The organism is Bartonella sp. OD88NMGDW (assembly GCF_042193775.1).
GTDB classification, from domain to species: domain Bacteria; phylum Pseudomonadota; class Alphaproteobacteria; order Rhizobiales; family Rhizobiaceae; genus Bartonella; species Bartonella grahamii.
Map to the genome: position 1 here is coordinate 1 of NZ_JBHIMA010000035.1, position 2,913 is coordinate 2,913.

Below are 2,913 nucleotides of genomic sequence, written 5' to 3' on the forward strand. Positions count from 1 at the left end.
CCAGCTGTAATATTTTGTGGAATCGTGAAAGCGCCTTCAAGAGCGCCATCGGGAGATGTAAAACAATAATAGATTTTTTGTAAAACATCCACGCCATCAAAGGTAAAGCTTTCTAATTTTTCCCCTTTGCCAAAACCTTCAATTTTAAAGGAAAGGGTAATTTGTCTTAAGAAATCGATTTGCTCTTGGGTTGCACTCACCAAATCATCACGCACTTCTGTTTTACGAATGCTTCTCCCACGGTTCCTGCCCATGATGATCTGATTGGTGATACCGGAGAGCCAATCGGTGCGCTGTTCATGCCAAAAGTCTGTCGCGGGGGTAAGAGTGACTGTACCAGGCAGGGGTGCAAAATTTTGATAAGGGTTGATTTTTTCGCAAGCTGTTGTCAACTCTTGCGCAATGATCACTTCATTTGTCCAGTCAAGGGTGACAGGCGCTGTAAGATTAGCGGTGTAAAAGGTTGGGTCAATGGCAAGCTGTAAAATGCCGTTGCCTACCGCCCCCGTTTGTTGAAAGCCTTCATCTCTGTAACTATCATCAAGAAAGGGATCAGCGAACATGCCTTTTTTGGCAACAGGTTCTTTAGAGTCCACATTGCTTTTAATGCGCTCTAACTGCATCAACCGGTCAAGGGAGAGCACCCGTTGAAAATAGCGCCACATCTCATCATAGGGGGCAACCCGTGTGCCATCATTGACAACACCCGGCGTTTCAAGCCAATTGTTGGTGATCGTTGCAAGGGACAACACATCATCAGGGACATTTGGTGCCATGGGATGATCTGATGAAACTCCTTTGATATATACGACATTGCCCCCTGTGTTCAGTCCTATGCGGTCAATGCGGGGCAATTTGTAAGTGTAATTGACGATAATATCCCCACCTTGCGCACCACCTGAGACTGTGATTTCCTGCGCTGTTACTTTATCAGCCGTGATTTTTGCGCGGGTGCGATAAGTCACCTTATAGCTGCTGCCCGGTAAAGGTTCGTCTCCTATGGGCGCCCAATCAATGGTGTCTCCGGTTTTTTTAAAATCTGTGCCTTCTTTAAATTCCTTGCTTCCTTGAACGACTTTGATAAACGCGGTGATGCTTTTATCCGGAACACCATCACGCCCTGCAGCAACGGCACCGCGGGTGACGTTAACGGTTTTTTCTTTTGTCAACAAAAGAGACTGAATATCGGCAATAGGAAAATAATAGGGTTTAAAGGTAAAACTTGTTTTCCCTTTTGGAGGCGCAAAAATATGTGTTTCGCTTGGAACAACGCTTGTTGAAAAGTCTTGCACCTCTTCATGGCGCAAGGCGGCTAAGCGCTTGCGTTTAAAGCCATTGATATTGGCTTCTCCTTCTTGAATACTAAACACTTGGCAACCATTATTTGCTCCCAATGCGCTCACACGGCAGCCACTCACGATATAATGCCCATGGGCACGGTCGTACGTCGCAATAGCTTGCATGGCGGGTTCAAGCAATGAGGGTGATTTTTGATCAATCAAAACGCCATCTTGTAAAATATAAACCGGAAAAAAAGTGCCATTCTGCGCATCCTCTTTCAGTGCCCAAACAAGCTTTGCTGTTTCGCGTGCGGCACCAGGCTCTCCTTCTGCCAAAGTGCCAGGGACTTGCCCCAACAGCTCTGGATCATCTTCGTGTGTTATCCATTTTTTTTGCAGCTTCACACCAATTTCCAAGCGCCCAATCATGGAAACATTGTTGAGTACCGCTTCAGAGACTGGAAAGATATCGCCTGCAATATAAATCTTGCCATCCGTTAACGTTACGGTCCTTGTCTCTTTGTTGACAAAAGCATCAGCCCGTTCAACGCGATCTCCTTCTTGTGCCACAAGGCGCCCCAAGCGGTCATGCCGTCCTCTTATAATGGTTTGAACCTCATTCAGTTCACCACTTTGAATAAAGGGACGCGTGCCGTAAAAGACAACGCTTTGTTGTTCCTCTTTGCCGCGAGATCTGTCAATTGCAAAGGGTAAACCACTTTCATGCTTCATATTAAAACCTCAATAAAATCTTGAATTGTTCGCGAACATCGGCACGCAAAGGAATATTGATAGGCGTTTTGAGTATCTCGACACCGCCATTGAGTTCATTGGCGTCACACCAAAGCTTGCCAACCGCTATGTTTTCTGCGGGGGTGGCATGAACGAGAATGGAAACAAATGCGGCTTGTTTGCCGTCAACATCGTGAAAGTCTGTACGGGCTGCCAGAAACAACAGAGTGCCTGTTGTAGAAGGGTTAAATCTGCCGCCACAATGGCTGTACACACCATCCAAAGCCTGTTCGACAGGCGCTACAGCATAGCATCTGCGATACCCAATCGCGCTATTTTGTCTGTCTCTTAACACGAGATAAAGCGTGCGACCATGAAACCATTCTGCCATGAGCATATCGCGTTCATGTTTTTTGACCGAACACCACGGAAAATTTGCCATATCCCATGGATAATCGATTTGGTTCCAGCTTAATTCTTCATCCCCATCATCTATCCAATTGCCAATAAGCTTGCCTTCTTCTCTTGTGAGCGTGTGATTGATCTCTGTTGTGCGTCCAAAGGAAAACAAAGTGTCCCCAGCTGTTAAACGAACACCGCTTTCATACTCCAACATGCTGTCATCAAGGCGTGACATATTGCATTCAACAGCTTGCACATCATAACCATAGGTCCCACGGCGAAAATCAGAGCGCAAACTTTTGGAAAGGTCGGTAATCGCTTCAATGACTTCAAGGCTTTTTCGTTCAGGCAACTGATCAAAATCAAGTTGAAAGGAATTCCACCATACCCGCCCCGTCCAGGCGGGTTGAAAGCGTGCCGAAATCCCTAGCCATTCAAGCCCCATCTCTATTGCCGCAAGGGAGCCGCGAATATTTTGCCATGCAAGACCCTGATCAAT

The 2,913-nt window shown here is 46.4% G+C and carries 2 protein-coding genes; both read right to left on the reverse strand.

The window, feature by feature from the left end; genetic code table 11:
* Positions 1–2,012 (reverse strand): DUF4815 domain-containing protein (locus tag ACFIJR_RS08785; protein WP_375654039.1); only part of this gene is annotated, 2,012 nt, incomplete at its 3' end.
* A 1-nt stretch (position 2,013) separates the two neighbouring features.
* On the reverse strand, positions 2,014–2,913 hold a 900-nt coding region (locus ACFIJR_RS08790; RefSeq protein WP_375654040.1), incomplete at its 5' end, for a phage tail protein.